The organism is Cellulomonas sp. (assembly GCF_015234515.1).
Taxonomy (GTDB): domain Bacteria; phylum Actinomycetota; class Actinomycetes; order Actinomycetales; family Cellulomonadaceae; genus Cellulomonas.
Map to the genome: position 1 here is coordinate 24247 of NZ_JADGMY010000001.1, position 25778 is coordinate 50024.

Here is a 25778-nt window from a genome sequence, read left to right on the forward strand (position 1 = left end):
TCGTCAGCCGCGACCGTCCGCGGCGTCCGTGAGGACGTCGACGATCCGCCGGACGCTCGACGACAGCCCCCAGCGCTGTGCCAGGGCCACGAGCGCGTCCGGGTCGGCCGGCACGGCGGGCAGCCGGTCGTCCACGTCCGCGACCGGGGCGTCGGGCGCCACGGTGACGACGCGCGGCGCGACCGCCAGGTAGTCGGCGGCCTCGGTGAGGCGCGTGCGCTGCGTGGCGGTCAGCCCCTTGTCCCCCGCGTCGCGCGCCGCCAGCACACCCTCGAGGGAGCCGTAGCGCCGCAGCAGCGCCGCGGCTGTCTTCTCCCCGATGCCCGGCACGCCCGGCAGGCCGTCGCTCGGGTCGCCGCGCAGGACCGCCATGTCGGCGTACGCACGCCCGGTGGGCACCGCGTAGCGCTCGACGAGGACGCCCTGGTCGACGACCAGCATGTCCTTCACGCCCTTGACGGGGTACAGGACCCGCACCGGCACGTCGTCGTCGACGAGCTGGAAGAGGTCGCGGTCGCCGGTCACGACGTCGACCGCGTCGCGCGCGCCCGCCGGACGAGCGGCCTCGCGCGCGACGAGCGTGCCGATGACGTCGTCCGCCTCGTACCCCGGCGCCCCCAGCCGCGGGATGCCGAGGGCGGCGAGCACCTCGACGATGACCGGCACCTGCGCGCTCAGCGCGTCGGGCACCTCCTCCTCGCCCGTCGTGCCGGGGACCTCGCGCGCGACCCGGTGCGCCTTGTACGACGGCACCGCCTCGACGCGGAACGCGGGACGCCAGTCGTCGTCCCAGCACGCGACGAGGCGCGTGGGATGCCGGTCGGCGACGAGCCGGGCGATCATCTCGAGCAGCCCGCGCACCGCGTTGACCGGTGTGCCGTCGGGCGCGCGCACGGACTCCGGCACCCCGAAGAACGCCCGGAAGTACAGCGACGCGGAGTCGAGCAGCAGCAGACGCCCGGCAGGGCCGGCGGTGGCGGTCATGGGGGCACGCTACCGACAGCCGCCCACACCCGACCCGCACCCGCCGGTGCGTGACGCGCGAAGCCGGGTGGTGCCCCTCCGGCACCACCCGGCTGCGCCGGTGCGCGAGCCCCTCCGGCTCGCCGTCCTGTGCGACCCGCGCGTCAGGCCGGGCCGAGGTCGAGCTGGTCCTCCACCACGGCGATCACGCTCCACGTGCCGCCGTCCGCGGCCGTCAGCTCCCACGCCGGCACGAGCAGGGTGGCGCCCGTCGGCGTCGTCAGCAGCGTGACGCCCAGGCGCGCGCCCGTGATCGTGACGTCCTGCACGGGCCACGCGACCGGGTCCCCCGGCGCCGGGACGGGAGGCACCGTCGGCTCGTCGACCGGCTGCTGCTCCGTCGTCACGGTGTCGTCGGCGGCGGCCCTCGCCAGCGGCATCATCCCGCCGTACGAGGCGCCGAACCGCGGGTCGTTGAGCCGCTCGACCGCCTCGTCCGCGCTGACGTGGTCGTACGTGCCGAGCTCGACGAGGGTCGCGAGGGGGCCCGACACGGACTGCACCCCGGTGCCCGCGAGCTGCACGGACCAGCCGACGCCGGTCTGCGTGCCGTCGACCACCTGGGCCCCCGTGACGCTCACGAGCCCGGGCACCCCGGTGTCGTCGGAGACCGTGAGCTCGTACCCCGCGGCGTCGACCCCCAGGCGCCCCATCAGGTCGCGCGCCTTGGCCACCGCCGCATCCCCCGTGGGGGTGGAGGACGGGTCGCACACGCTGGGATCCGCAGGCGCAGGCTCCCCGGGCGCGACGGGCCCGTCGGGCGCGGGCAGCGGCTCCACGGCGACGCCCGGCTCGATCGTGCCCCGGTCGGCCGCCCCTTCGCCGCTCGTGCACACCGACGGGTCCCACGCGCGGTCGTAGAACCACATGCTCGCCTGGCCGTCGACACCGACCTGCACGGTGGCGGACAGGCCGTCGTTGGTCCCGACGACCCACTGGCCCCACTCCTGGCGCGGCTCACCGGGCACGCCGAGCACCTCGGCGACACGCGCCGCCGTCCCGGCCGTCGCCGCGGACGTCGCGTCGAAGGCCCACGCCCGGCCGGAGCCGGCAGGCCCGTCGAGCCCGCTGCCGCTGAACACCGTCCGGCCGCCGAACCACCCGGGCGCGACCATGCTGCGCGAGTCGGCCGCCGCCATCTCCGGCACGGCACCGGCACCGCCGCCCGCACCCTGCAGGGCGATCGGCGGTGCGGCCGGGTCCTGGGTCCCCGAGGCGCCGACCGCGTAGCCGCCACCGCCGACGAGCGCGACCCCGGCCGCGACCGCGGCGACCTGCAGCCACCGCGCGGCCGGTCGGCGCCGTGCACGCGCCGCAGCCAGCTCGTCGGCCACCGGCTCGACCGCCGGCGCGACCGCCCCGAGAGGTACGCCCGTCGCGTCGGCGAGGCGCGCGCGCAGCCGGGCGGCGTCGGGCACGGCACCGGCAGCGGGGTCGGCGGCGCGCACGCGGGCCACGGCGTCGTCGCTCGCGGCGTCGTGGCTCGTGCCGGCGACGGGCGAGCCGTCCGCCGGCGTGCCGTCGGCGGGCGTGCCGTCGTGGGGGTCGCGCGTGTCGTCCATGAGGTCCTCCTGAGGGCGTTCGGGCCCGATCTGTCTCTGCCCCGTCTGTGTGCCGAGCGGGCCGCGTCTTGCAGCTCGCTCGGGCACCGCACCACGGGCTGTGCCGCACGGGTGCGTCAGGGGGTGACGCCGACCTCGTCGAACGCCACGCGCAGCCGCGACCGTGCGCGGGACAGCGCCGCGTCCGCGCCGCCACGTCCGACGCCGAGCGCCGCCGCGAGCGCGTCGCCGGCCAGGCCCTCCCACGCGTGCAGCAGCAGGACCTCACGGTCACGCGCCGACATCCCGGCCAGCACGGTCCGCACCGTGTCGTCGCGCACGGCCCGCAGCGCGGGGTCGTCGCCGTCGACCCGCTCCGGCACGTCCGCGACCAGCACGGGTCGGCTCTTGCGCCGGTGGTTCGCGACGACGTAGGCGGCGGTCCGGTACAGCCACGGCAGCTCGGCGCCCTCGGGCACGTCCTGGCGGCGGCGCCACGCGACGGTCAGGACGTCGGCCGTGAGGTCCTCGACGTCCGAGGGCCCGACCCGGCGCACGACGTACCGGTGCACCGCGGTCGCGTGGTCGTCCACGAGCCGCTCGAACCACACCGCGTCGCGCGGCCCGGCGGGCGGACGCTCGCCGGCGGGCTCGTCCTCGGGCGCACCCGCGGCTGCTCGGTCGTCGGTGTCGTGCTCAGGGTGCGCGGGCACTGCGGCTCCCGGGTCGGCGGACGGGCGTGCGGGCAGGACGGTGCGGACACCGCCCTCATCCCCCTGGTGTCGCGGGCGCGGTGGATCTTGCACGCCCCCGTGCACCGGTTCGTCCCGCACGTCGGTGCATCGTCACCGCGTCGTCACCGCGTCGTGGCGACGCCGCGCCGTCGCCCCTCAGAGCCCGTCGGCGACGATCGCGGTGGCCCGCAGCCAGGCGTCACGCGTCGCCGGACGCAGCTGCCCGTGGTCGATCGGCCCGCCGGTGACCAGCGCCTTGTCGTGCGGCACCTCGACGACGGCCCGCGTCAGCGCACCGAAGTGCGAGCGCAGCCGCTGCCGCAGGTCCTTGTCGACCTTCGGCTCGGGGAACGACAGGATCGTGACGGCCTGCCGCACCAGCTCGTCCTGGCCCGTGGCCCGCAGCGCGTCGAGCGCCCACGCGGCCGACTGGGCGGTGTCCTCGCGCAGCGTCGAGACGACGACGAGCTGGTCGGCCGACTGCACCGCGGCCTGCCAGTTCGAGGCGCGCATGTTGTTGCCCGTGTCGACGACGAGCACGCGGTAGAACTGCGTCAGCACGTCGTGCAGCGACCGGTACGACGCCGCGTCGACGCTCTCGATGGACGCCGCGTTCTCGTCGGACGCGAGCACGTCGAACTGCTCGTCCTGCTGCGTGCGGACGTAGGAGTCCAGGTCCCCGATCCGCAGCGTGCCGCGCTGCGTGAGGTTCGGCAGCGCGTGCAGCAGGTCGACCGCGGTGCGCTGGTGGTCGGCGTGCGACGAGCGCCAGCCCAGCGTGCCGCGCGTCTCGTTGTTGTCCCACGCGAGGGTGTACCCGCCCCGTGCCAGGCCGAACGTCGAGGCGAGCAGCATCGTCGCGGTCGTCTTGTGGGCACCGCCCTTGGGGTTGACCACGACGACCGTGCGCGGCCCGTCGAACGTGCGGCGGATCGCGTCCACCTGGGAGCGGCGCGCGCGCTCGGCGGTGCCGGGACGCGGCTTGACGGCCCCGAACGTCAGGCGACGCACCGTGCGCTGCCAGCCCTGCTCCGCCGGGCCCTCGTGCGCGGGATGGCGGGCGGCCAGCAGGTCGTCGAGAGTCGGGAGCGAGCCGGTGTCCGCCCGACGCTCGGCGCGGGTCTCGCCGCGCGCCTCGCCTCGGGACTGTGCGGTGGGCGCGGCGGCCACGGGCCCGGGTGCGACGGACGGCTGCGCCGGCGGCACCGGGGCGGCATCGGGGACCGTGGGCGTCGACCCGCTGGGCAGCGCTGCGGCCGGGACGGCGGACGTCGCGCCCGTGGGCGCACCGTCCGTGGGCGCACCGTCCGTCGGCACGACGGGCGTCGGCGCGGAGAGCGCCTCGGCCTGGGACCACGCGGCGTCGACGACCGGCACAGGCGCGCTCAGCGCCGCCAGGTCGGTCTCGTCGGCCTCGTCGACACGGCCGTCGGGGTGGATGAGCAGCGCCCACAGCCCGTCGGGGTCGCGCACCTCGACCGGCAGCGGGCGTCCGGCCTGCGCTGCGAGCGCCGCGATCCGACCCGTGATGGCCGCACCCGCCTCCGCGAGGTCGGCCATCGCGATGCTCTCGCGGACGCCGTCGACGCTGATCTCCCCGGTGCCGTCGTCACGGACCTCCGCGGAGATCTGCGGCAGGTGCACCGGCGCGTCCGGTCCCTGCGGCGCCGCGGCGACGGGTCCCGTCGCCGGCGCGGCCGCCCCCACCGCCGTCGCCTCGACCTCACCGGTCGAGGTGCTCGGCTCCATCGCCACGTTGCCGCCCTTGCGCGTCATCTCTGCTCCCTACGTCCTGCCCGGCGCGCGACCACCGTCACCGGCACCCCGCAGGCGCGAGCACGCCACATCCCGGACGAACGTATCGCCAGTCCAGCATGTGCGCACAACGGACGGGAGCAGCGTCGTGCCGCGAGCACCTGCAGCCCGGCCGCCCGCGGCCGTCACGCGTCGGTGTCGACCTCGAACCACACGGTCGTGCCGCCGCCGGGCGTCTGCGCCGAGCCCCACGCGGTCGACAGCGCGTCGACGAGCGCCATGCCGCGTCCGCTGGGCTCGGTCGGCCCGGGATGGCGGACCCGCGGGACACCCCCGCCGCGGTCGGTGACGGCCACGCGCACGACGGACCCGTCGACGCGCACCGCGACCCGCACCGGCTCACCGGCGGGGCCGTGCACGACCGCGTTGGACACCAGCTCACCCGCGAGCAGCTCGATGACCTGGTTCGACGCGCCTCCGACGCCCGCGTCGGCGACCGCGCGCATCACCCAGTGCCGCGCCTGCCGGGGTGCGCTGCGCTCGGCGGTCAGGACCACCTCGTCATCGAGCAGGGGCGGGGGTGTGCCACGGCGGCTGCGAAGGTCCCGGACTTCTCCCACGGTCACCAGCGTGCCTGACGCGCGCGCGTCCTGCCGCCCGGACCACGACCCGGACACCCGACCGGGACGCACGACCCGGACGCCTACGGGGTGCGCGCCGGGGGGATCCAGCCCTGCGGCGGCATGCAGATCCACAGGATCGCGTAGATGAGGAACGGGCTCCCCGGCAGCACGAGCAGCAGGAGCAGCACGAGGCGCACGATCCAGGTGTCGATCCCGAGCCTCGCCGCCACGCCCGCGCACACGCCGGCCAGCCAGCGCCCGGTCTGCGGCCGTGACAGCCCTGCACGTGCGAACGTCTCGCGTACCGAGTCCATCCGTCCTCCTTGCTCGTCGTTGGGACGATTGTGAACGTCGGCCGAGGCCCGCGCCTCCGGGGCGGCCCCCCATCCGCCCCTGACCCGACCCCGAGGTCTGAGGTACCTCAGACCCCGGCCCGGCGCCGAGCGTGGGCGGGTGACCGATGTGCCGGCCCGGGCCTCAGGACGAACGTGGACGTCGTGCCGGGGAAGGTCCGCGACCGGCACGGCGTCCACGCCGCGCGGGCCGTGGAGGAGGAGCCATGGGCACGGAGCTGTGGGGCCCGGCGCTCGACGCCGAGATCGCGTACCGCAGGGAGTCCCTCGTCGAGGGCCTGCGCCGGGCACGGGGGCGGCGGCCGTCACGCGACGTCCCCGCGCGGGCGGGGCACCCGTCCGACGACGCGTCGGCCGCCGGCCACCCGCGACGTCGGTGGTGGCTGGTTGGATCAGGGACGTGGCACGTGGCCCGATGAGCACACCCTTCGTCGCCCGCGCGGAGCAGGTCGCCGGCCTGACCGAGGCGCTGGCCCGGGCGCGCGCCGGCGCGCCCTCGCTCGTCCTGCTGGGGGCGGACGCCGGCGTCGGCAAGACGCGGCTGCTGCGGCACGTCGGCCGGCTCGCGGCGGCCGACGGCGCCCGGGTCGTGACGGGGCACTGCGTCGACCTGGGCGAGATCGGCCTGCCGTACCTCCCCTTCGCCGAGGCGCTCGGCGTGCTGCGGGGGCTCGACCCCGACGCGGTGACCGGCGCCGTCGCGGCGCGGCCCGCGCTGGCGCGGCTCGTGGGCCAGGCGACGGACGCCGCGGCGCCGGAGGGCTCCCCCGGGTCCGACGCCGACGGGCGGCGGGAGCTGTTCGAGGGCGTCGTCGAGGCGTTCACGGCCTGCGCCACCGCGGAGCACCCGCTGCTCCTGGTCCTCGAGGACCTGCACTGGGCCGACGCGTCCAGCCGTGACCTCCTGCGGTTCGTCGTGTCACGGCTGGGGTCGCAGCCCCTGCTCGTCGTCGCGACGTACCGCACCGACGACCTGCACCGTCGGCACCCGTGGCGGCCCGTGGCGGCCGAGCTGGCGCGGCACCCCCGCAGCTCCCACCTGTCGCTCGGCCCCTTCACCGCCCGCGAGCTGCGGGAGTTCGCCGACGCCGTCGCGGGCCACCCGCTGACCGAGGACGTCGTGCGCCGCCTGCACGAGCGGGCCGAGGGCAACGCGTACTTCACCGAGGAGCTCATCGAGGCCGGGGCCGAGTCCGCCGTGCTGCCGTGGTCGCTGGCGGACGTCCTGCGCACCCGCGTCGAGCGGCTCGACCCGACGACGGTGCGGCTGGTGCAGCTCGCCTCCGCAGCGGGCCGCCGCGTCCCCGAGCCGCTGCTGCGTGCGGCGGCGGACGCGGACCCGCAGGTGCCGCCGGGCACGGTCGACGCGGCGCTGCGCGAGGCGGTCACCCAGCACGTCCTCGTCGTCGAGGACGGGCGCATCGCGTTCCGTCACGCGCTGCTGGCCGAGGCCGTCTACGCGGACCTGCTGCCGGGCGAGGCCGCCGCCGCGCACCGCGCGTTCCTCGTCGCGCTGGATCCCGCGACGGGCCGGGGCACCGCCGCCCAGCGCGCCACCCACGCGCTGCGCGTCCCCGACCTGCCGGTGGCGCTGACGGCGTCGTGGGAGGCGGCGGTGCAGGCGCGGCGCGTCCTGGCCCCGGCCGAGGAGCTGCGCCACCTCGAGGTCGTGCTGCGCCTGCGGGACGCCGTGCCGGACGTCGCCGCGACGCTGCCGGAGCCGCACGTCGTGGTGCTCGAGCTCGCCGCGAGCGCCGCGAGCCGCTCCGGGGAGAGCGAGCGCGCGGTGCAGCTGGCCCGCTCGGCGCTGTCCGCGGCGGGTGACGACGTGGTCGCGCGCGCCCGTGCCCGCAACGCCCTGGCACGTCACCTGCTGGGCATGGAGCAGGTCGACGCCGCGCTCACCGAGGCCGCCGACGCGCTCGCCGAGCTGCCCGCGCAGTCGTCGCCGGAACGCGCGTGGGCACTGGCGACGTACGCGCGCGCGGCGCTCAACCTGGGCCGTGAGGACGAGGCCGCGGAGGTCGCGGCACGGGCCGCGCAGGTGGCGCGCGAGGTCGGTGACGCCGGCGCGGAGTCCGACGCGCTGACGACGACCGCGGTGACCGAGACGATCGACCACGACCGCTCGACACGTCTGCTCACCGAGGCGCTCGCGCGCGCGTCGCAGACCGACGACCCGGCCACCGAGCTACGGATCCGCTTCAACCTGACGTCCACGCTCTACTACGCGGGCGATCTGACCCGCGCCGCCGCGGAGGCCGCGACCGGGCGGCGCCGCGCGGTCGAGCTCGGCATGACGTGGGCGCCGCACGGCGTCGACCTGCGGATGCTGGACACGCTCGTGCAGTTCGTCCGCGGCGACCTCGCACCGCCGGCGGGGACCGACACCGACGGCGCTCCGGGCTACGCACGCGCCCTCGTCGTCGCGGGCGAGCTCTACGCGGCGACAGCGCGTGGGGACGACGACGTGGTCGAGCGTGCGGCCGCGCTCGAGCCGTGGTGGCCGCGCGACGTGCTCGTCGCCCTGCACGCGGGCGGCAACGCGGTGGACGCGCTCACCTGGCAGGGACGCACGGCGGCCGCTCTCGTGCAGGTGGACCGCGTCGACGCCCACCTGCGCTCGCTGTGGTCGCCCGAGTACCTGGGGGGCATCTGGCTGACGGCGCTCGCGCTGGCCGCCGTCGCCGACGAGGCGACCGCGCGCCGGGCGGCGGGCGAGGACGTGACCGACCTGCTGGCCGACGCCGACGCGCGGCTCGCACGCGTCGAGCGGACGGCGGAGCTCGGCCGGCCCCGCGGCGGGCAGCTCGGGCCCGAGGGTCGCGCGTGGGTCGCGCGCGCCCGGGCCGAGCACGCCCGCGCGAGCGGCAGGGCCGACCCGGCCCTGTGGCGCGCCGCCCTGTCCGAGCTCGCGTACGGCCACCGGTACGAGACGGCGCGCACCCGGTGGCGCCTCGCCGAGGCGCTGCTCGCGAGCGGGGACCGGGTCGCGGCGGGCACGGAGGCGGGGACCGCGCTCGCCGAGGCCCGTGCGATGGGCGCCCGCCCTCTGGCCGACGCGGTCGCGGACCTCGTGCGACGGGCCCGGCTCGGCGCGGTCGCCGCGCCGTCGTCGGGGGCCGACGTGCTGACGGCGCGCGAGGCCGAGGTGCTCGCGCTCGTCGCGCAGGGCCTGTCGAACCGGCAGGTCGGCGAACGCCTGTACATCTCCGGCAAGACCGTGTCCGTCCACGTGTCGAACGTGCTCGCGAAGCTCGGGGCGTCGGGCCGGACCGAGGCCGTGACCATCGCGCACGAGCGGGGTCTGCTCGGCCGCAGCCGCGACCAGGACGGCGGGGAGCGCGTGTCGGCGCCCGGCCCTACGGTGTGAGCCATGGCACAGACCCCCGCGGTGGAGCTGGACGTGCGCGGCCGGACGGTTCGCGTCAGCAGCCCGGATCGCGTCGTGTTCCCGGAGCGCGGCCTGACCAAGCTCGAGGTGGTGCAGTACTTCCTCGACGTCGGCGACGGCATCCTCGGTGCACTGCTGCACCGGCCGACGACGCTCGAGCGCTGGCCCAAGGGCGTGTTCGAGGGCGCGCGGATGGCGACGCGGCAGGACTCGTCGGGGGACGCGTTCTACCAGAAGCGCGTGCCGCAGGGCGCCCCGGGGTACGTGGAGACGTCGCGCATCGGGTTCCCCTCGGGGCGGACGGCCGACGAGGTGGCCCCGACCGAGCTCGCGGTGGTCGCGTGGGCCGCGAACCTCGGCACCCTGACGTTCCACCCGTGGCCCGTGGTCCGGGACGACGTCGACAACCCCGACCAGGTGCGCATCGACCTCGACCCGCAGCCCGGCACCGACTTCGCGGACGCCGCGCGCGTCGCCCCGCACGTGCGCGAGCTGCTCGCCGAGCACGGCCTCGAGGGCTTCCCCAAGACGTCGGGCGGGCGGGGCCTGCACGTCTTCGTCCCGATCGAGCCGGAGTGGTCGTTCACCGACGCGCGCCGGGCTGCCATCGCGTTCGGCCGCGAGCTGGAGCGGCGGCTGCCCGACGACGTCACGATGAAGTGGTGGAAGGAGGAGCGCGGGTCCAAGATCTTCGTCGACTACAACCAGATGGCCCGCGACCGCACGATCGCGTCGGCGTACTCCATCCGCTCCAACCCGCGCGCGACCGTGTCGGCACCCCTGACGTGGGACGAGGTGCCCGACGTGCACCCCGACGACTTCGACGTCCTGACGATGCCCGAGCGGTTCGCCGCGGTCGGCGACCTGTTCGCGCCCCTCGTCGCCCACGCCGCGCCCCGCTACCGGATCGACTCGCTGCTGGAGCTCGCCGAGCGTCAGGAGTGCGAGGAGGGCCACGGCGACCTGCCGTACCCGCCGGAGTACCCGAAGATGCCCGGTGAGCCCAAGCGGGTGCAGCCGAGCAAGGACCGCGACCGACCCCGCTGACGTCCCGTCGCCGTCCACGGGACCCCGCGGGGCTGCGTCAGCCGCGGTACTCGTAGTGCCAGTACTCGGGGTTCGAGCCGCCCTGGCGCGCCCACGCCGGTGACACCCACCCGTACGCCGGGCCGTTGGCCACGAGCCACGCGCGTGCCGCCGAGTCCCAGCCGTAGTCGCACGGCAGCTCCGGCACGTCGAGTGCGAGGCCCGTCCCGTGCGACGACGTGCCGGGGACCGCCGCGACGGATCCGAGGGCCGCGCGCATCGCGACCTGCGTGTCGTAGTCGCGGTAGGTCAGGTCGAGCGCCAGGTCGTGACCCAGCGCCGCCCGGAACGCCGCGTTCAGCCGCTCGAGCGCCGCGGCGGCGTCCGACCGCAGGTAGAAGGGCGTGCCGCGCGAGTCGCGCGCCCACGACACGGCGCTCAGCGCAGATCCGGGCAGCCGCCCGTTGGACCCGTCCCCGCCGTCGGTCGGCGCCGAGGTGTAGAAGGCGGGGCCGCCGTAGGTCGTCGCGCAGCGGTCGGTCGCCGCGGACGCACCGCCGGACGTCGACGCGCCGGCCCGCGCGGCCGGCGTCGTCGCCGCCTGCGCGGCCTCCCGCGCCGCTTCCTGTGCGGCGGCCGCACGCGCCTCCTCGTCCGCCACCGCCGCGTGCACCGCCTGCTCGGCACCGGTCACCGCCGCCGTGAGCCGCCGGATCACCGCCGGTGACGCCGTGGGTCCCTCGCTCTGCGCGACGTCGAGCTGCGCGGCAAGGGCCGTGCGGGGCGCGTCGTCCCCGAGCGTGCCCGCCGACGCCTCGAGCGTCCCCCGCGCCCGCGCGACGGCCGACCCGAGGGCCGCGCGCGCATCCGCCTGCAGCGCCGCCGCACCGGCGGCGTCCCACGCCGCGCTGCTCGCGGCCCGGGCACCGAGGTCGTCGCGCGCCGCAGCGAGCGCGTCGTCGACCCGCAGCTCCGCCACCTCCCGCTGGGCCAGCGCCCCGCGGCGCTCCGCAGCCACCCACGCCTGGGCACCGCCACCCACGGCGAGCGCGAGCGCGAGCGCGGCCACGGCGGCGACGACGACGCGACGGATGACGACCTCCCAGGACGGACGGATCACGCTAACCCGCACTCGCGGACCTCACACCTGCGGGGGCTCAAGACGCGGCCTGTGGCCGCCGATGATCCAGGCATGGACAGTCTCTCGCCCGCGCTCGCGGCGAGGTCCGCCGCACCGGCAGCGGCCCCCGCGTTCGCGCGTCCGTTGACACCCGGTGAGTCCGCGCACCTCGACCGGCTGCGGGAGTGGCTGCGCGGCGACGGTACCGACGCGAGCGTCGCCACCGCCCTCGACGCCCGGTGGGAGCGTCTGCTCGAGACGCACCCCCCGGAGGTCCCCGCACCCGCCGGCGTGGCCGCCGCGATCGGCATCGCCGTCGGCGACCTGCTCGTCGCCTCGGTCACCGACGCGGTCTGGCAGATGTGCCCCGGCCCCGACGGCGCGACCCCCGGCGTGCTGCTGGTCGACCGCCCGCACATGCCGGTCCTGCCGGTGCTCGACGCGCACGCGCGCTGGCGCGTGCGTTCCTCGGGATGGGTGGTCGACTACGTGCAGCGGGCTGCCGCGCACCTGCTGCAGGGTCGTCCCGGCGTCCCGACGCCGCACCCCTCCCCCGACGCGGTCGCGGCGCGGGCGTCCGAGCCCGAGCCCACCCCCGAGACCGAGCCCGCGCCGTGGACCCCGACCTTCGTCGAGGACCCCACCCCCGAGCCCGACGCCGAACCCGAGGCCGAGCCCGCAGCCTGGACGCCCACCTTCGTCGAGGACCCCACCCCCGAACCCGACGCCGAACCCGCAGCCTGGACGCCCGCCTTCGTCGAGGACCCCACCCCCGAACCCGACGCCGAGCCCGCAGCCTGGACCCCCACCTTCGTCGAGGACCCCACCCCCGAGACCGAGCCCGAACCCGCAGCCTGGACCCCGACCTTCGTCGAGGACACCGTGGGTGCCGTTGCCGCCCCGGAGCCGTACGCCGCACCCACGCCGTGGGAGCCGGCACCGGAGACGACGGCGTTCCCCACGCCGGGACGCGGCATGCCCGTGACGGCGCACGAGCCCCTGACACCCGAGGACCTGCCGCACCGCCCCTCGGAGCGGGTGCAGGACCTCGCGCTGCGCGCGCTCGAGCTCGCGCTCGACCGTGCTGTGAAGGACGCAGCCGGCTGCGCACCGTTCGTGCTGGTGCGTGAGCAGTACGACGTCGAGGTGCTCGACTTCCCGAACACCGACGCCGGTGTCGCGCAGGCGCGTGACGCCGCGCGCGCGGGTGGGTACACCGCAGCGGCAGTCGCGTGGACCAGCCCGGCGGACGCCTCGCGCCCGTACCCGCGGGTCGTGGTCGACGCGTCCTCCGCCGGGCGTCCCGGCATCCGGGTCGCGCACTCGTTCCTGCACGACGAGCGTGGCGGTCACGAGGTCGGTGGGCCGCAGGTCGTCGGTCAGGCCGCGCCCATCCTGTAGGCGGTGTCGGCAGCGGGTCCTAGGCTCGGTCGCGACCGCGTGCTCGGTGCACGCCGCTCGACGAAGGAGCGACCCGTGAGCGTCCACGTCGCCATCGACACGCACCACGTCGTCGCGGGCCGGTCGCTGCCCCCACGACGCCGGGGCGTACGCCGGGTCGGGTCGCCGTGACGGCAGAGGCGCGTCTGCACGCGGTCACCGAGGCGTTCGCCCAGGTGCCGGGCGTGGTCCTGCCCGCGGCGGGGCGGCGGCACTTCGGCACAGCGACGCTGCGGGTGAACGGCCGCATCGCAGCGTTCACCCCGGAGGACCACCTGGTCGTCAAGCTGCCTGCGGCGCGTGTCGCGGCACTGGTGGCGTCGGGCGAGGGGCTGGCATTCCCGTCAGGCCGGCCGCCGATGCGCGAGTGGGTCGCGATCGTGTCGGACGAGCCGCAGGTCTGGCACGACCTGATCGCCGAGGCGCTCGCGTACGTCGGCGGCTGACCGGGGGCCACGCGGCCCGCTCGGTGCCCGTCAGCCGACGGGAGCGTCCTCGATGCCCGCCCCGACCTTCCGCTTGCCGTTGCGCACCTCGGCCCCGGCCATGATCGCGACGATCCTGACGTCGAGCACCGGGCCGCCACCCACGGGCAGCTCGGTCTTGTTCTCCCAGCCGCCGAGGAGCGGCAGGCCCGTGGTCCGGACCTCCCACGTGCGCGGCACCTTGATGTCGACACCGCCCCAGAACGTGAAGACGTCGATGCGGGCCGACCCCTCGATGTCGGCCTCGCGCAGGTCCAGCTCGATCCCGCCCATGATCGCGGTGAGGCTCGCGGAGCGGAACTGCTGCGTGCGCGTGCGCCGCTCCGTGCCCCACCAGAACGCGATCGCCGTGATGTGGTTCTCCCGCTCGGTGCGCGCGGCGGCGCCGAAGGTGATGCCGAGCCCGATGAGGATGACCGCGATCGGCCACAGGTAGTCCCACACGCTCACGTCGAGCACGTCGAGCCGGTCGAGCAGCAGCACGACACCGGCGGCCGTGATCACCGCAGGCCCGAACCACGCGCGCGGCACCAGCAGCAGCGACGTCACCCCCACGAGCACGACGAGCAGCGGCCACAGGGTGGCGAGGACGGTCCCCAGGTCGATCTCGACGACGCCGGTGCGCTCGAGCAGCAGCACCACTCCCGCGAGGACGACGAGCACCCCCACCAGCACCTGACCGTACGAGCGACGAGACTCCATGCGGTCAACCTAGCGGGGTGCTCGACGCGTGGTCAGCAGGCGCACGGGCCGGTCACGACACCGTGGCCGTGGCGGGGTGGTCGAGGCAGGACGTCACCGTCCGGACGCACTGCGGGCACGGCTCGCAGTCCGCGCTGCCCTCGACCTTGTCGAACCAGGCGAGGTTCCGCCCTGCCGGGCAGTCGTCGTCCTCGTGGTAGACGTGCGCCGCCGTGCTGCGCGCGGAGTGGTACGGACGAACTCGCATGTCGGCCTCCTTGCCGAGACGCCATGCCCCGCCGTTGGGGCCGTCATCGCAGGCTAGGAGTGGCACGGGGCGAGGACCAGGGACCTCGGTCCGTGGTCATGACCCTGCCTCGCATAGAGTCGTCACCCGTGAGGCACGCTGCTCCTCCCAGCCTGGGGCACGACCGCAAGAAGCTGGCCGAGGTGCAGGCGCTCCGCGCCGTCGCCGTCGGCCTCGTCATCGTGTTCCACCTGTGGCCCGCCCACGTCCCTGGCGGCTACGTCGGCGTCGACGTGTTCTTCGTCATCTCCGGGTTCCTGATCACGGCGCACCTGGTGCGCGAGCTCGACGCCACCGGCAGCGTGGACCTCCCCCGGTTCTGGGCCCGCCGCATCCGACGGCTGCTGCCCGCCGCCGTCGTCGTGCTCGTGGCCACCCTGGCTGCCGTCCTGGCGCTCACCCCGCAGGCGGCCTGGCAGCGCACCGTGGTCGAGATCGCCGCAGCAGCGGGGTACGTCCTGAACTGGCTGCTGGCCACGAACGCCGTCGACTACTTCGCTGCCGAGAACGCCGCGACCCCGGTGCAGCACTACTGGTCGCTGTCGGTCGAGGAGCAGTTCTACCTCGTGTGGCCCGTGCTGCTCCTCGGCCTCGCGGTCCTGGCGCGACGCCGGGCCGGCCCCCTGCACCCCTGGCTCCTGCGGGGAGTGCTCCTGGTCGCCGGCGCGTCCCTCGCCTACTCGATCTGGTTCACCTCGGTCTCACCGTCCGCCGCGTACTTCTCGACCCTCACCCACGCGTGGGAGTTCGCAGGCGGCGCGATCCTCGCCCTCTCGATCGCCCGACTGGCGACGACCCGCTGGGCGGCCATGGTGCGTACCCGCGCCCTCGTGAGCATCGCCGGTTTCGCGGCCATCATCGTGTGCGGGTTCACCCTCACCGGCGCGACCCCCTTCCCCGGGTGGATCGCCCTGGTGCCGGTCACGGCCACGCTCGCCGTGATCGCCGCCGCGGACACCTCCCGGAGCCTCTGGTCCCCGATGCCACTCCTGAGCGCACGCCCCGTGCAGCTCGTCGGTGACCTCTCGTACTCGGCCTACCTGTGGCACTGGCCGCCGATCGTGCTGCTGCCCTTCGCGCTCGGCAGACCGCTCAGCCTGCCGATGCAGCTGGCCGTGCTGGTGAGCACGTTCGCAGCCGCATGGGCGTCCAAGCGGTTCGTCGAGGACCCGCTGCGCGCCCCGCGGCGCCGCGCACGGGCGCCACGCCCGACGTTCCGCCCCGTGTACGCCGCGGCCGCCGTGTCGACAGCCGTCCTGGTGGCGACGTCCGGGGCGGTGTGGGCCGTCGTGGACCACCGCGTGCAGGAGGCGACCCAGACGGCCGATGCCCAGGCCGCGGCGGGCGCGGCGGGCCTCGACCCGTGCTTCGGAGCGGCCGCGGTGCTGTCCGACGCGCAGTGCGAGAACAGGTACTCGTTCGACCCGGAGCTGGTCCTGGCGACCACGACGGTCACGGCCGACGAGCCTCGCACGACGTTCGGTGGCAGGCTCCAAGCCTTCGAGTACGGCAACCGCGACGCGGACACGGTCGTCGCGGTCGTGGGCGACTCCCACGCGGGCCACTACGTACCCGCCGTCCGCGCCCTGGCGGAGCAGCACGACTGGCGGGTCCTGCTCTTCCGGCACAACAACTGCACCCCTTCGGCACCGACGTGGCAGTCGCCCGTCGACACCGACATGAGCGACTCGTGCCAGCAGTACCGGCGCGATCTCATGGAGGTGCTGCCCGGTGTCGGCGTCGACGTCGTGCTGACCTCGTCCGTCGCGCCGCGCTACCAGCAGCTCGGCGCGACGGACGCCGAGCTCGAGGAGATCGCAGCGGCGTTCCGGCTGACCTGGCAGACCTGGGTCGACGCCGGGATCCCGGTCATCGTGCTGGCGGACGTACCGGGCCCCGCCGCCGACGTGGGCGAGGTCCGGGAGTGCGTCGCGCAGGCCGAGGAGACCGAGGCCCCGTGCACGTCCCCGCGCGACGAGGTGGTCGGGCACGACCCCATGGTCCCGGCTGCCCGGGGGATGCCCGGCGTGACGCTGCTGGACTGGACCGACGCCTACTGCGACGCCGAGGTGTGCCACTCGGTGATCGGCGGCGTGGTCGTCTACTCCGGTGGCGCGCACATCTCGGAGCTGTTCGCCCGCAGCCTCGCGCCGTACATCGGCCCACACGTGCTGCAGGCCCTGGGATCGCCACCCGCCGCACGCACATGACGAAGGCCCCGCACCCGCGTTTCCGCTGGTGACGGGGCCTTCGTGGACGAGCCGCCTTGGGGAATCGAACCCCAGACCTTCTCATTACGAGTGAGACGCTCTGCCGACTGAGCTAAGGCGGCATCGCCGTCGGGGCGCGGAGTACCGCGGTCGATCGGCGAGCGCGCCCACTGTACCCGGCGCGCGCCCCGAGTCCAAAGTCAGCAGGTCGTGCCGTCGGCCGGGGGCTGGCCGGTCAGCAGGTAGGTGTCCACCGCGTCCTTCACGCACCGGTTCGAGCGGCCGTACGCGGTGTGCCCCTCGCCCTCGTAGGTGAGCAGCACGGCGGAGGACAGCAGCTCCGAGAGCGACTGCGCCCACGCGTACGGCGTCGCCGGGTCGTTGGTGGTGCCGACGACGAGGATCGGCGCGGCGCCCTCCGCGGCGTAGGAGTCCAGCGAGCCGACGGCCGGCACCGGCCACTGCGCGCACGACGCCCCGCCGTAGGAGAAGAACTGCCCGACCGTCGGGGCGACGGCCGCCACCGCGGCGGCGTCCGCCCGCATGTCGTCGGGGTCCGACGACGGCCGGTCGTCGAGGCACAGGATCGCGGAGAACGCCTCGTTCTGGTTCGACGCGTACGTCCCGTCCGCCGCGCGCCCGTAGTAGCTGTCGGCGAGCTGCAGCAGGACCGAGCCGTCCCCCGCGTCGATCGCCTTGGTCAGCGCCTGCGTGAGCAGCGGCCAGCTCGACTGCGCGTACAGCGCCGCCGCGACGCCGCTGAACGCGAGCGACGACGTCAGCTCGCGGTCCGTCCCGGTCGGCAACGGGTTGGCCCGCACCCGGTCGAACATGCGCGCGATCTGCGCGAGGCCGTCGTCGACGTCACCGTCGAGCGGGCACGCCGCCGCGGCCTGGCAGTCGGTCACGTAGGCACGCAGCGCGCTCTCGAAGCCCGCAGCCTGCCCGGCCGCGACCTGGCCCGAGTCCAGCGTCGGGTCCAGTGCCCCGTCGAGGACGAACCGGCCGACGCGCTCGGGGAACAGCGCCGCGTACGTCGCGCCCAGCTCGGTGCCGTACGAGAAGCCGAGGAAGGTCAGCGCCTCGTCACCGAGGGACGCGCGCAGCACGTCCATGTCACGGGCGGCGCTGCGCGTGTCGACGTGCCCGAGCAACGGCCCGGTGCGGTCCAGGCACGCCTCGCCGAACTCGCCGTTGCGGGCGATCGCCTCGGCGATGCCGGCGTCCGTCGACCAGTCGGGCACCCATGCCGTGAGCTCGTCGAGGCCGGCCGGGTCCACGCACGTCACGGGCGACGAGTGCTGCACGCCGCGCGGGTCGAACGCGACCAGGTCGTACGCCGCGAGCACGTCGCGCGACACGATCTGGCGGAAGAAGCCGATCGTGTCGATCGCGGAGCGGCCCGGCCCGCCGGGGTTGACCAGCAGCGAGCCGACGGGCGACCCGCTGGACGCCGGCGCGCGCCGCAGCGCGATCGTGATCGTCTCGCCCCCGGGGTCCTCCCAGTCGAGCGGCACGGTGGCGTCGGCGCACTGCTCGTCGCCGCACGTCGTCCACTCCAGGACCTGGTCGTAGAACCGCGCGAGGGAGGGGTCGGACGTGCTGGACGCCGCCGCGCCGGAGGTCGGGGACGAGGCCTGGTGCTTCGGCGCGACGCATCCGGTCAGACCGAGGGCGACGAGGGCGACGAGGGCGCACCGGCGCAGGGCAGGTCGCGTCGGCATGCTCCTACGGTAGTGGTCCCCGACGCCACTTCCGGGCACGACCCGGCGCCGTGCGCGACCGGGTCCCGCCACATCCGCCGCCGGGCCGCAGCCAGCGGCCGGCGGGACCGCGTCAGCCCTGCGGCCGCAGCGCGATCGCCATCGCCTCGACGGCCAGGAGAGGGGCGACGTTGCCGGCCAGCCGCGTGCGGGCCTGACCGACGGCGTCCATGCGGCGCAGCGTCTGCTCCGGCGTGCTGCCCGCGGCGAGCGCGCGGACGGCGTCCTCCTGCTCGACGTTGACGAGGTCGACGCCGGCACCGAGCTGGACGACCAGCACGTCCCGGTACAGCGACAGCAGGTCGACCATCGCGCGGTCGAGCACGTCCCGCTGCGCGCGCGTCGCGCGACGCTTCTGCTCCTCCTCGAGCTGACGCACCTGGGCACGGAGCGACGGCGGCAGCTGCTGCGCGCCGTCGGCGCCCATGCCGCGCAGCAGCTCGTTGCGCTCCGCGGCGTCCCGCTCCTCGGTGGCCGCCTTCGCGTCGGCCTGCGCCGTCTCGACGAGGTCGCCCGCTGCCAGCACCGCGTCGCCGACGCCCCGCACGCGCGACGCGAGCGAGAGCACCGCCGCGCGTCGCTCACGGGCCTGCGGGTCCCGTGCGAGCCGTCGTGCGATCCCGATGTGGCTCTGCGCGGCCCGTGCGGCGACCAGTGCGGTGCGCGGATCGGCCCCGTCACGCCGCACGAGCAGCTCCGCGACCGCGTCGACGGGCGGCACGCGCAGGCCCACGGCCCTGCTGCGCGAGCGGATCGTCACCAGGACGTCCTCGGGCCCCGGCGCGCACAGCAGCCACACCGTGCGCGGCGGGGGCTCCTCGATGGCCTTGAGCAGCACGTTGGCGCTCTGGTCGTTGAACCGGTCGGCGTCCTCGACGACGATGACCCGCCACCGCCCCTGCGACGGCGAGCGCTGTGCGAGCTCCACGAGCGGGCGCGTGGTGTCGACGCGGATGAAGACGCCCTCGGTCGCGACGAGCGTGACGTCCGGGTGCGCCCCGGACAGCACCGTGGTGCACGCGTGGCACGTGCCGCAGCCGCCGGCCTCGCACTGCAGGGCCGCCGCGAACGCGCGCGCCGCGTTGGACCGGCCCGACCCGGGCGGCCCGGTGAGCAGCCACGCGTGGGTCATCGCCGCCGGGTCCTCGACCGCGCGGCGCAGGACCGCGACCGCGGGCTCCTGGCCGACCAGGTCGTCCCACACGCTCATGCGACACCGCCCGTCGGCACGGCGGACGGCGCGGGGGCGGGCTCGGAGGGGCCGGGGACGGGCGCCCTGAGCAAGGGCGCCAACCGTGCCCGGACCTGCGCCGCGACGTCCTCGGCGGGCTGCGACGCGTCGACCACGAGCCACCGCTGCGGGGCGGCGGCGGCGCGGGCCAGGAAGGCCTCACGCGTGCGCCGGTGGAACTCGTCGCCCGCCGACTCCAGGCGGTCCGGGTCGCCCGTGAGCCGGGCCAGCCCCACGGCGGGGTCCAGGTCGAGCAGGACGGTCAGGTGCGGCAGGAGCCCCTGCACCGCCCACAGCGAGAGCCGCTCCACCTCGTCCGCGCCCAGACCGCGGCCCGTGCCCTGGTAGGCGACCGAGGAGTCGAGGTAGCGGTCCGTCAGCACCACCGCACCGCGCTCCAGCGCCGGCCGCACGAGCGACGCCACGTGGTGCGCGCGGTCGGCCGCGTACAGCAGGGCCTCCGTGCGGGGGTCGAGGTCCTCGCCGTGCAGGACCGCGCGCCGCAGCTCGACCCCCAACGGGGTGCCACCGGGCTCACGCGTCACGACGACCTCGCGCCCCAGGGCCGCGAGATGCCGCCCGAGCAGGGCGACCTGCGTCGACTTGCCGACGCCGTCACCGCCCTCGAAGGACACGAACAGGCCGGCCGGCCCCTGACCGGCGACCACGTCGGCGACGGGCCCCGGGACGACGGACGCGGGGTCGGTGCTCACGGCGTCAGGCTAGCCGCCGCGGCTGACACGTCGGCACCGCGCGGCGTCAGGCGGGCTGCTCCCCCGGGTAGACGACGCCGACCTGCCGACGGATCTCGTCCAGCGTCGTCATGACGTCGAGCGTGCCCTGCCACGTCATCAGCGGGCTCTCGGTGTCCCCGGCGGCGACGCGCCGAGCGACCTCCGCCGCCTCGTACTGCAGACCGCGCGCCGCCGGCAGCTCGAAGGTCCACTGCCGTCCGTCACGCCGCTCCAGGCGGAACGACGTGGGCCCGTAGAACGGTCCCGCGACGCGGATGTACCCCTCGGTGCCGGAGATCGACGACGTCGTCGGCGTCCTGGACCACAGCGTCGTGTTCAGCGTCGCCTGCGTGCCGTTGCCGTAGTCGAGGATCATCGACACCTGCCCGTCGACGCCCGTCTCGGTGAGCTGCCCGAACGCGTGCACGCCGGCCGGGACGCCGAGGAAGTCGTGCGCCCACGACACCGGGTAGACGCCCAGGTCGAGCAGCGCACCGCCCGCGAGCGCCGGGTCGTACAGGCGGCTCGTCGGGTCGAACGCGAAGTGGTGGCCGTGGTCGGCGCGGATGTTGACGATGTCGCCGATCTCGCCCGAGTCGATCACCTGGTGCAGCGCGGCGACGTGCGGCAGGAACCGCGTCCACATCGCCTCCATGACGAAGACGCCCGCGGCACGTGCCGCGTCGAGCACCTCGCGCGCCTCTGCCGCGTTGCGCGTGAACGCCTTCTCGACCAGGACGTGCTTGCCCGCCGCGATCGCGAGCAGTGCGTGCTCGCGGTGCTCGGAGTGCGGGGTCGCGACGTACACGACGTCGACCTGCGGGTCCTCGACGAGGTCGCGGTAGCCGACGTGGGTCGTCGGGATGCCGTGCGCGGTGGCGAACCGCTCGGCGCGGTCGCGGTGCCGGGAGCCGACGGCCACGAGCTGTGCGCGCGTGAACTCCCGCACCGAGTTGGCGAACTGGCTGGCGATGCCGCCGGCGCCGATGATGCCCCAGCGGATCGGCGGGGCGGTGCGGGGGTCCTCGGTGCGAGCCATGGCGCCAACCTAGCGCCCGGCGGCGGCACCCGGCGGACCGCGCACCGCGCGTCACACCGCCGGACGTCGTCGACTCAGCCGTCGGCGGCCGTGCTGCCGAGCCTCGCGGCGACGCCAGAGCCGTTCCCGGGCCGTCGCCGCTGGACCCGCGTCCCGACATTCGGGACGCCGGCCCCGCGAGACCGGGCCAGGGCACGGCACGCGCTCCGGTGAGCGATCTCAGCCCGGTCTCGCGAGCCGCCCGTCCCGCACCGTGGACCGCGGGACGTAGCGGGAGACGGTCGCGGGCAGGCGACCCGCGTGGACGTCCCAGGCCGTGAACCGCAGCAGCAGGGCGCCCGTGCCCACGACGGCGTTCTGACGGGCGCGGTCACGGTGCAGCGCCTCGGGCGTCCCGTGCGGTCCCGCGCCGTCGATCTCGGCGACCAGGAGCCGCCCGTCGGCGAGCCACCACCCGAGGTCGCCGCGGGCCACGACGCGCCCCGACGCGTCACGGACGCGCACCTGCAGGTCGTGCGGCGGCACGCCGGCGTCGCGGCACTGGAGCCGCGCCCGCGTCTCCAGGGGTGACTCCGCCCGCCCGTCGACGAGGTCCCACCAACCGGACGCGCTCCGGCTGCCGCGCCGCCCGAGCGTGAGCCGTCGGACGTCGTCGACGCGCTCCGCGCTGATCAGCTGCTGCTGCACGGCCGAGTCGAGCACCGCCACGGCGTGCTCGCGACCCAGCTCGCAGACCGCCTGCGCCAGCGCCGTCATCGGCTCGACCACGCGCGCCCCGCCCACACGCTGCACCACGTCCGGGGTCACGCAACGCACCCGGACGGGTGCCGCGGGCGCCCGGTGCGAGCCGTCGAGCAGTGCCGCCTCGGGACGCAGGTCGCGAGGAAGGCCCTGCACGCCGAGCAGCGCCAGGGCACACGCGCCCGTGGCGACGGACCGCGTCCGTCCCAGCGCGAGCAACGCGGTCCACGCCGCCCGGCAGCGCCGGTGGTCCTCGGGAGAGGCCCCGGCCCACGCCTCGGGGCCACCACCGACGACGGCCTCCAGAGCCGGAGCGGCGTCGTGCACGCCGCGCACCACGGGAAGCAGCAGACCCGCCCGCCGCAGCGCGGCCCGGCGCGCCGAGCCGACCCCGGCGGCGTCGCACTGCCTCGCGTCGAGCAGCCCTTCCTGCACCTGAGCCGTCACGAGCAGGTGGTCGGGCAGCGGGGCAGGCGGGCGCATGCCGGCAGCGGACCACGAGTGCGGCACCGCAGGAGGTCGGCCGACCTCACCCGTGGACGCCCGCGCTGCCCCCCGGTGCTGGGGTCGGTTCGCCCGTCGTCCCACGCCGCGAGACCGACCGTGCGCGAGACCGGCCCTGGGTCGCTCACCGGCCGCTGTGGCCGACCTGAACCCGGTCTCGCGGCGCCGCCGTCCCGGGTGGTGGGACGGCGGTGGCGAGCCGGGGGTGGGAGGCCGACGGCGAACCGGGTGATGGCGCGGCGCCGCCGTCCCGGGTGGCGGGACGGCGGTGCCGACCTGTCAGCGCTTGGCCGGGGCCTTCTTGCGGGTCGTCGCCGGCTTGCGCGCCGTCGTGCGCTTCTTCGCCGGCCCGGCCGCGCGCTTCTCCGCCAGCAGCTCGACCGCCTGCTCGGGCGTGATCGACTCCGGGGTGACGTCGCGCGGCAACGTGCGGTTGGTCTCGCCGTCGGTCACGTACGCGCCGAAGCGGCCGTCCTTGACGACGATCGGCTTGCCGCTCGTCGGGTCGGCACCGAGCTCGCGCAGCGGGGGCGTCGCGGTCTGGCCACGGCCGCGCTTGGGCTGCGCGTAGATCGCGAGCGCCTCCTCGAGCGTGATGTCGAAGAGCTGCTCCTCCGAGGCGAGCGTCCGCGAGTCCGTGCCCTTCTTCAGGTATGGGCCGTAGCGGCCGTTCTGCGCGGTGATCTCGGCACCCGACTCGGGGTCGACGCCGACCACCCGCGGCAGCGAGAGCAGCCGCAGCGCGTCGTCGAGGGTGATGGTGGACAACGACATCGACTTGAAGAGGGAGCCCGTCCGCGGCTTCGGCGCGGCCGCCAGCGCCTTCTTGCGCGCGGCGGCGGACAGGCCCGGGTCGAGCTCGGGCTCCGGCAGCACCTCGGTGACGTAGGGGCCGTACCGGCCGTTGCGCGCGACGATCTGCGTCCCCGTCGACGGGTCGGTGCCGAGCACCTTGTCGCCGTCCGGCATGGTCTCGAGGAGCTCGCGCGCCTTCTCGACCGTCAGCTCGTCCGGTGCCATGTCCTCGGGGACCGAGGAGCGGCGCGGCTCGTCGTCCGGGCCCTCCCCCGGCGCCTCGAGGTACGGCCCGTAGCGCCCGACGCGCAGCGTGATGCCGTCGCCGATGTCGATCGAGTTGACCTCGCGCGCGTCGATCTCGCCGAGGTTGTCGACGAGGCCACGCAGGCCGCCGGTGGTCACCGACTCCGACCGGTCACCGAAGTAGAACTCCGTCAACCAGTCGACGCGACCCCGCTGACCTGCGGCGATGGCGTCGAGACCCTCCTCCATGCCGGCCGTGAACCCGTAGTCCACGAGCCGGTCGAAGTTCTCCTCGAGCAGCCGGGTCACCGCGAACGCCAGCCACGTCGGCACGAGCGCCTGCCCGCGGTTGGTGACGTACCCGCGGTCCTGGATGACGCCGATGGTCGCGGCGTACGTCGAGGGGCGGCCGATGCCGCGCTCCTCGAGCGCCTTGACGAGCGACGCCTCGGTGAAGCGGGGCGGCGGGGACGTGCGGTGGCCGTCGGCGGTCAGGTCGGAGCCCGTCACCGGGTCGCCCTGCGCCATCTGCGGCAGACGCGCGTCGTCGGACGCACCGGCGGCAGCCGCGCCCTCCGACTCGTCGTAGCGGCCGCGGTCGCGCCCCTCCTCGTACGCGGCGAGGAACCCGCGGAAGGTGATGACCGTGCCGGACGCGGAGAACACGGTCTCGACCGGCCCGTCCGGCGTCGTCGCGGTGGCCGCGAGGCGCACGGACGCGGTCTGCCCGCGCGCGTCGGCCATCTGCGAGGCGACCGTGCGCTTCCAGATCAGCTCGTACAGCTTGAACTGGTCGCCGGACAGCTCGCGCGCGACCTGGGCCGGGGTGCGGAAGTGGTCACCCGCGGGGCGGATGGCCTCGTGCGCCTCCTGCGCCCCCTTGGCCTTCGACGTGTACAGGCGCGGCTTGTCGGGCACGTACTCCGACCCGTACAGCTCGGCGACCTGGCGGCGCGCGGCGTCGATCGCCTGCGTCGACAGCGCGGGCGAGTCGGTCCGCATGTAGGTGATGTAGCCGTTCTCGTACAGCGACTGCGCCGTGCGCATGGCCTGCCGCGAGCTCATGCGCAGCTTGCGGGACGCCTCCTGCTGGAGCGTCGACGTGGTGAACGGCGCGGCGGGCCGACGCGTGTAGGGCTTGGTCTCGAGCGACTGGACCGCGAACGCGGCGCCGTCGAGCCCTGCGACGAGCGCGTTCGCACGCGCCTCGTCGAGCGTCACCGCGTCGCGCGTCTTCAGCGTCCCCCGGTCGTCGAAGTCCCGGCCGCTGGCGACGCGCGCGCCCCCGACGCCCGTCAGGCGAGCCGAGAACGTCGGCTCGGCGGCGTCGGCCACGGCGAACGTGCCCGTGACGTCCCAGTAGTCGGCGGCGACGAACGCCATGCGCTCGCGCTCCCGCTCGACGACGAGCCGCGTCGCGACGGACTGCACGCGCCCCGCCGACAGGCCCTGGCGGACCTTGCGCCACAGCACCGGGCTGACCTCGTACCCGTACAGCCGGTCGAGGATGCGGCGGGTCTCCTGCGCGTCGACGAGCCGCTCGTCCAGCTCGCGCGTGTTCTCCAGGGCCCGGGTGATCGCCTCACGCGTGATCTCGTGGAACACCATGCGCTTGACCGGGATCTTGGGCTTCAGCTCGGCCAGCAGGTGCCACGCGATGGCCTCGCCCTCGCGGTCCTCATCGGTGGCGAGGTAGAGCTCGTCGGACTCCTTGAGGAGCTTCTTGAGCTCGGCGACCTTCTTCTTCTTGTCCGCGTCGACGACGTAGTACGGGACGAACCCGTTCTCCACGTCGACCGCGAACTTGCCGTACGGGCCCTTCTTCATGTCCGCGGGCAGCTCGGAGGGCTGGGGGAGGTCGCGGATGTGCCCGACGGACGCCTCTACGTCGTACCCCTCGCCGAGGTACCCGGCGATCGTGCGCGCCTTCGCGGGTGACTCCACGATGACGAGCTTGCGACCTGCAGACATCTGACCGGCCTTCCGTGCCGTGGGCTGTGGGCTGTGTGTGACGACGACGTCGTGGCGAGCGC

At 75.5% G+C, this 25778-nt stretch carries 21 protein-coding genes and 1 tRNA gene; 6 read left to right on the top strand and 16 right to left on the bottom strand.

Annotated elements, in window-relative coordinates; genetic code table 11:
• Positions 1-3: 3 nt before the first annotated feature.
• The 6 genes from IR158_RS00100 to IR158_RS00125 all read right to left on the bottom strand — a co-directional run bounded on the left by IR158_RS00100 (position 4) and on the right by IR158_RS00125 (position 5990).
• Positions 4-984, bottom strand: coding sequence for a 5'-3' exonuclease (locus IR158_RS00100; protein WP_291807897.1), 981 nt, complete (start codon positions 982-984; stop codon positions 4-6).
• Between the two features lie 143 nt (positions 985-1127).
• Entirely contained in the window at positions 1128-2585 is a 1458-nt protein-coding gene (locus IR158_RS00105) for a hypothetical protein (protein ID WP_291807898.1), read from the bottom strand.
• Between the two features lie 116 nt (positions 2586-2701).
• Complete coding sequence (locus IR158_RS00110) at positions 2702-3277, bottom strand: sigma-70 family RNA polymerase sigma factor (protein ID WP_366928389.1); 576 nt, start codon at positions 3275-3277, stop codon at positions 2702-2704.
• A 177-nt stretch (positions 3278-3454) separates the two neighbouring features.
• Positions 3455-5074 carry a chromosome partitioning protein gene (locus tag IR158_RS00115; protein ID WP_291807899.1) on the bottom strand — a complete coding sequence of 540 codons (1620 nt, stop codon included), beginning with the start codon at positions 5072-5074 and terminating at the stop codon, positions 3455-3457.
• Between the two features lie 164 nt (positions 5075-5238).
• A complete protein-coding gene (locus tag IR158_RS00120; RefSeq protein ID WP_291807900.1) occupies positions 5239-5673 on the bottom strand; it encodes an ATP-binding protein in 435 nt (144 codons plus the stop codon).
• Between the two features lie 83 nt (positions 5674-5756).
• Entirely contained in the window at positions 5757-5990 is a 234-nt protein-coding gene (locus tag IR158_RS00125; RefSeq protein WP_291807901.1) for a PspC domain-containing protein, read from the bottom strand.
• 245 nt (positions 5991-6235) lie between these two features.
• On the opposite strand from IR158_RS00125, the gene IR158_RS00130 reads away from it, so the two are divergent.
• Genes IR158_RS00130 through ligD form a run of 3 tightly spaced genes read left to right on the top strand, consistent with a single transcriptional unit; the run spans position 6236 to position 10470 of the window.
• Positions 6236-6448, top strand: a complete 213-nt coding sequence (locus IR158_RS00130; protein ID WP_291807903.1) for a hypothetical protein — start codon at positions 6236-6238, stop codon at positions 6446-6448.
• The gene (locus tag IR158_RS00135; protein WP_291807905.1) at positions 6445-9402 is read left to right on the top strand and encodes a helix-turn-helix transcriptional regulator; all 2958 of its coding nucleotides are present in this window, start codon (positions 6445-6447) and stop codon (positions 9400-9402) included. Before IR158_RS00130 ends, IR158_RS00135 begins: the two co-directional genes overlap by 4 nt.
• Positions 9403-9405: 3 nt before the next feature.
• On the top strand, positions 9406-10470 hold the full coding sequence (gene ligD, locus IR158_RS00140) for a non-homologous end-joining DNA ligase (RefSeq protein WP_291807907.1): 1065 nt from the start codon (positions 9406-9408) through the stop codon (positions 10468-10470).
• 37 nt (positions 10471-10507) lie between these two features.
• On the opposite strand, the gene IR158_RS00145 is transcribed toward ligD, so the two are convergent.
• The gene (locus tag IR158_RS00145; protein ID WP_291807908.1) at positions 10508-11569 is read right to left on the bottom strand and encodes a D-alanyl-D-alanine carboxypeptidase family protein; all 1062 of its coding nucleotides are present in this window, start codon (positions 11567-11569) and stop codon (positions 10508-10510) included.
• Positions 11570-11641: 72 nt separating this feature from the next.
• Here IR158_RS00145 and IR158_RS00150 point away from each other — a divergent pair, with 72 nt between their 5' ends.
• Both IR158_RS00150 and IR158_RS00155 read left to right on the top strand, forming a co-directional pair.
• Entirely contained in the window at positions 11642-12970 is a 1329-nt protein-coding gene (locus IR158_RS00150; RefSeq protein WP_291807909.1) for a hypothetical protein, read from the top strand.
• 167 nt (positions 12971-13137) lie between these two features.
• A complete protein-coding gene (locus IR158_RS00155; RefSeq protein ID WP_291807910.1) occupies positions 13138-13455 on the top strand; it encodes a hypothetical protein in 318 nt (105 codons plus the stop codon).
• Positions 13456-13485: 30 nt separating this feature from the next.
• Here IR158_RS00155 and IR158_RS00160 read toward each other — a convergent pair whose 3' ends face one another.
• Together IR158_RS00160 and IR158_RS00165 are read right to left on the bottom strand one after the other, a co-directional pair.
• Entirely contained in the window at positions 13486-14196 is a 711-nt protein-coding gene (locus IR158_RS00160) for a DUF5668 domain-containing protein (protein WP_291807911.1), read from the bottom strand.
• A 52-nt stretch (positions 14197-14248) separates the two neighbouring features.
• On the bottom strand, positions 14249-14443 hold the full coding sequence (locus IR158_RS00165; RefSeq protein ID WP_291807912.1) for a hypothetical protein: 195 nt from the start codon (positions 14441-14443) through the stop codon (positions 14249-14251).
• A 128-nt stretch (positions 14444-14571) separates the two neighbouring features.
• On the opposite strand from IR158_RS00165, the gene IR158_RS00170 reads away from it, so the two are divergent.
• Positions 14572-16692: an acyltransferase family protein gene (locus IR158_RS00170; protein ID WP_291807913.1), complete on the top strand. Its 2121-nt coding sequence runs from the start codon at positions 14572-14574 to the stop codon at positions 16690-16692.
• Positions 16693-16741: 49 nt separating this feature from the next.
• Here the strand turns inward: IR158_RS00170 and IR158_RS00175 are convergent.
• The 7 genes from IR158_RS00175 to topA all read right to left on the bottom strand — a co-directional run bounded on the left by IR158_RS00175 (position 16742) and on the right by topA (position 25716).
• Positions 16742-16814: transfer RNA gene (locus tag IR158_RS00175), tRNA-Thr, on the bottom strand.
• 78 nt (positions 16815-16892) lie between these two features.
• On the bottom strand, positions 16893-18416 hold the full coding sequence (locus tag IR158_RS00180) for an alpha/beta hydrolase (protein ID WP_291807915.1): 1524 nt from the start codon (positions 18414-18416) through the stop codon (positions 16893-16895).
• Between the two features lie 112 nt (positions 18417-18528).
• Positions 18529-19665, bottom strand: a complete 1137-nt coding sequence (locus tag IR158_RS00185) for a DNA polymerase III subunit delta' (RefSeq protein WP_291807917.1) — start codon at positions 19663-19665, stop codon at positions 18529-18531.
• Complete coding sequence (tmk, locus tag IR158_RS00190) at positions 19662-20354, bottom strand: dTMP kinase (RefSeq protein WP_291807965.1); 693 nt, start codon at positions 20352-20354, stop codon at positions 19662-19664. The genes IR158_RS00185 and tmk overlap by 4 nt, the downstream gene beginning before the upstream one ends.
• Before the next feature lie 91 nt (positions 20355-20445).
• Positions 20446-21459 (bottom strand): Gfo/Idh/MocA family oxidoreductase, encoded by a 1014-nt coding sequence (locus tag IR158_RS00195; protein WP_291807919.1) that lies wholly within the window; start codon positions 21457-21459, stop codon positions 20446-20448.
• Positions 21460-21678: 219 nt separating this feature from the next.
• Positions 21679-22683 carry a hypothetical protein gene (locus tag IR158_RS00200; RefSeq protein WP_291807921.1) on the bottom strand — a complete coding sequence of 335 codons (1005 nt, stop codon included), beginning with the start codon at positions 22681-22683 and terminating at the stop codon, positions 21679-21681.
• A 300-nt stretch (positions 22684-22983) separates the two neighbouring features.
• Positions 22984-25716 carry a type I DNA topoisomerase gene (gene topA / locus IR158_RS00205; protein WP_291807923.1) on the bottom strand — a complete coding sequence of 911 codons (2733 nt, stop codon included), beginning with the start codon at positions 25714-25716 and terminating at the stop codon, positions 22984-22986.
• Between the last annotated feature and the right edge of the window lie 62 nt (positions 25717-25778).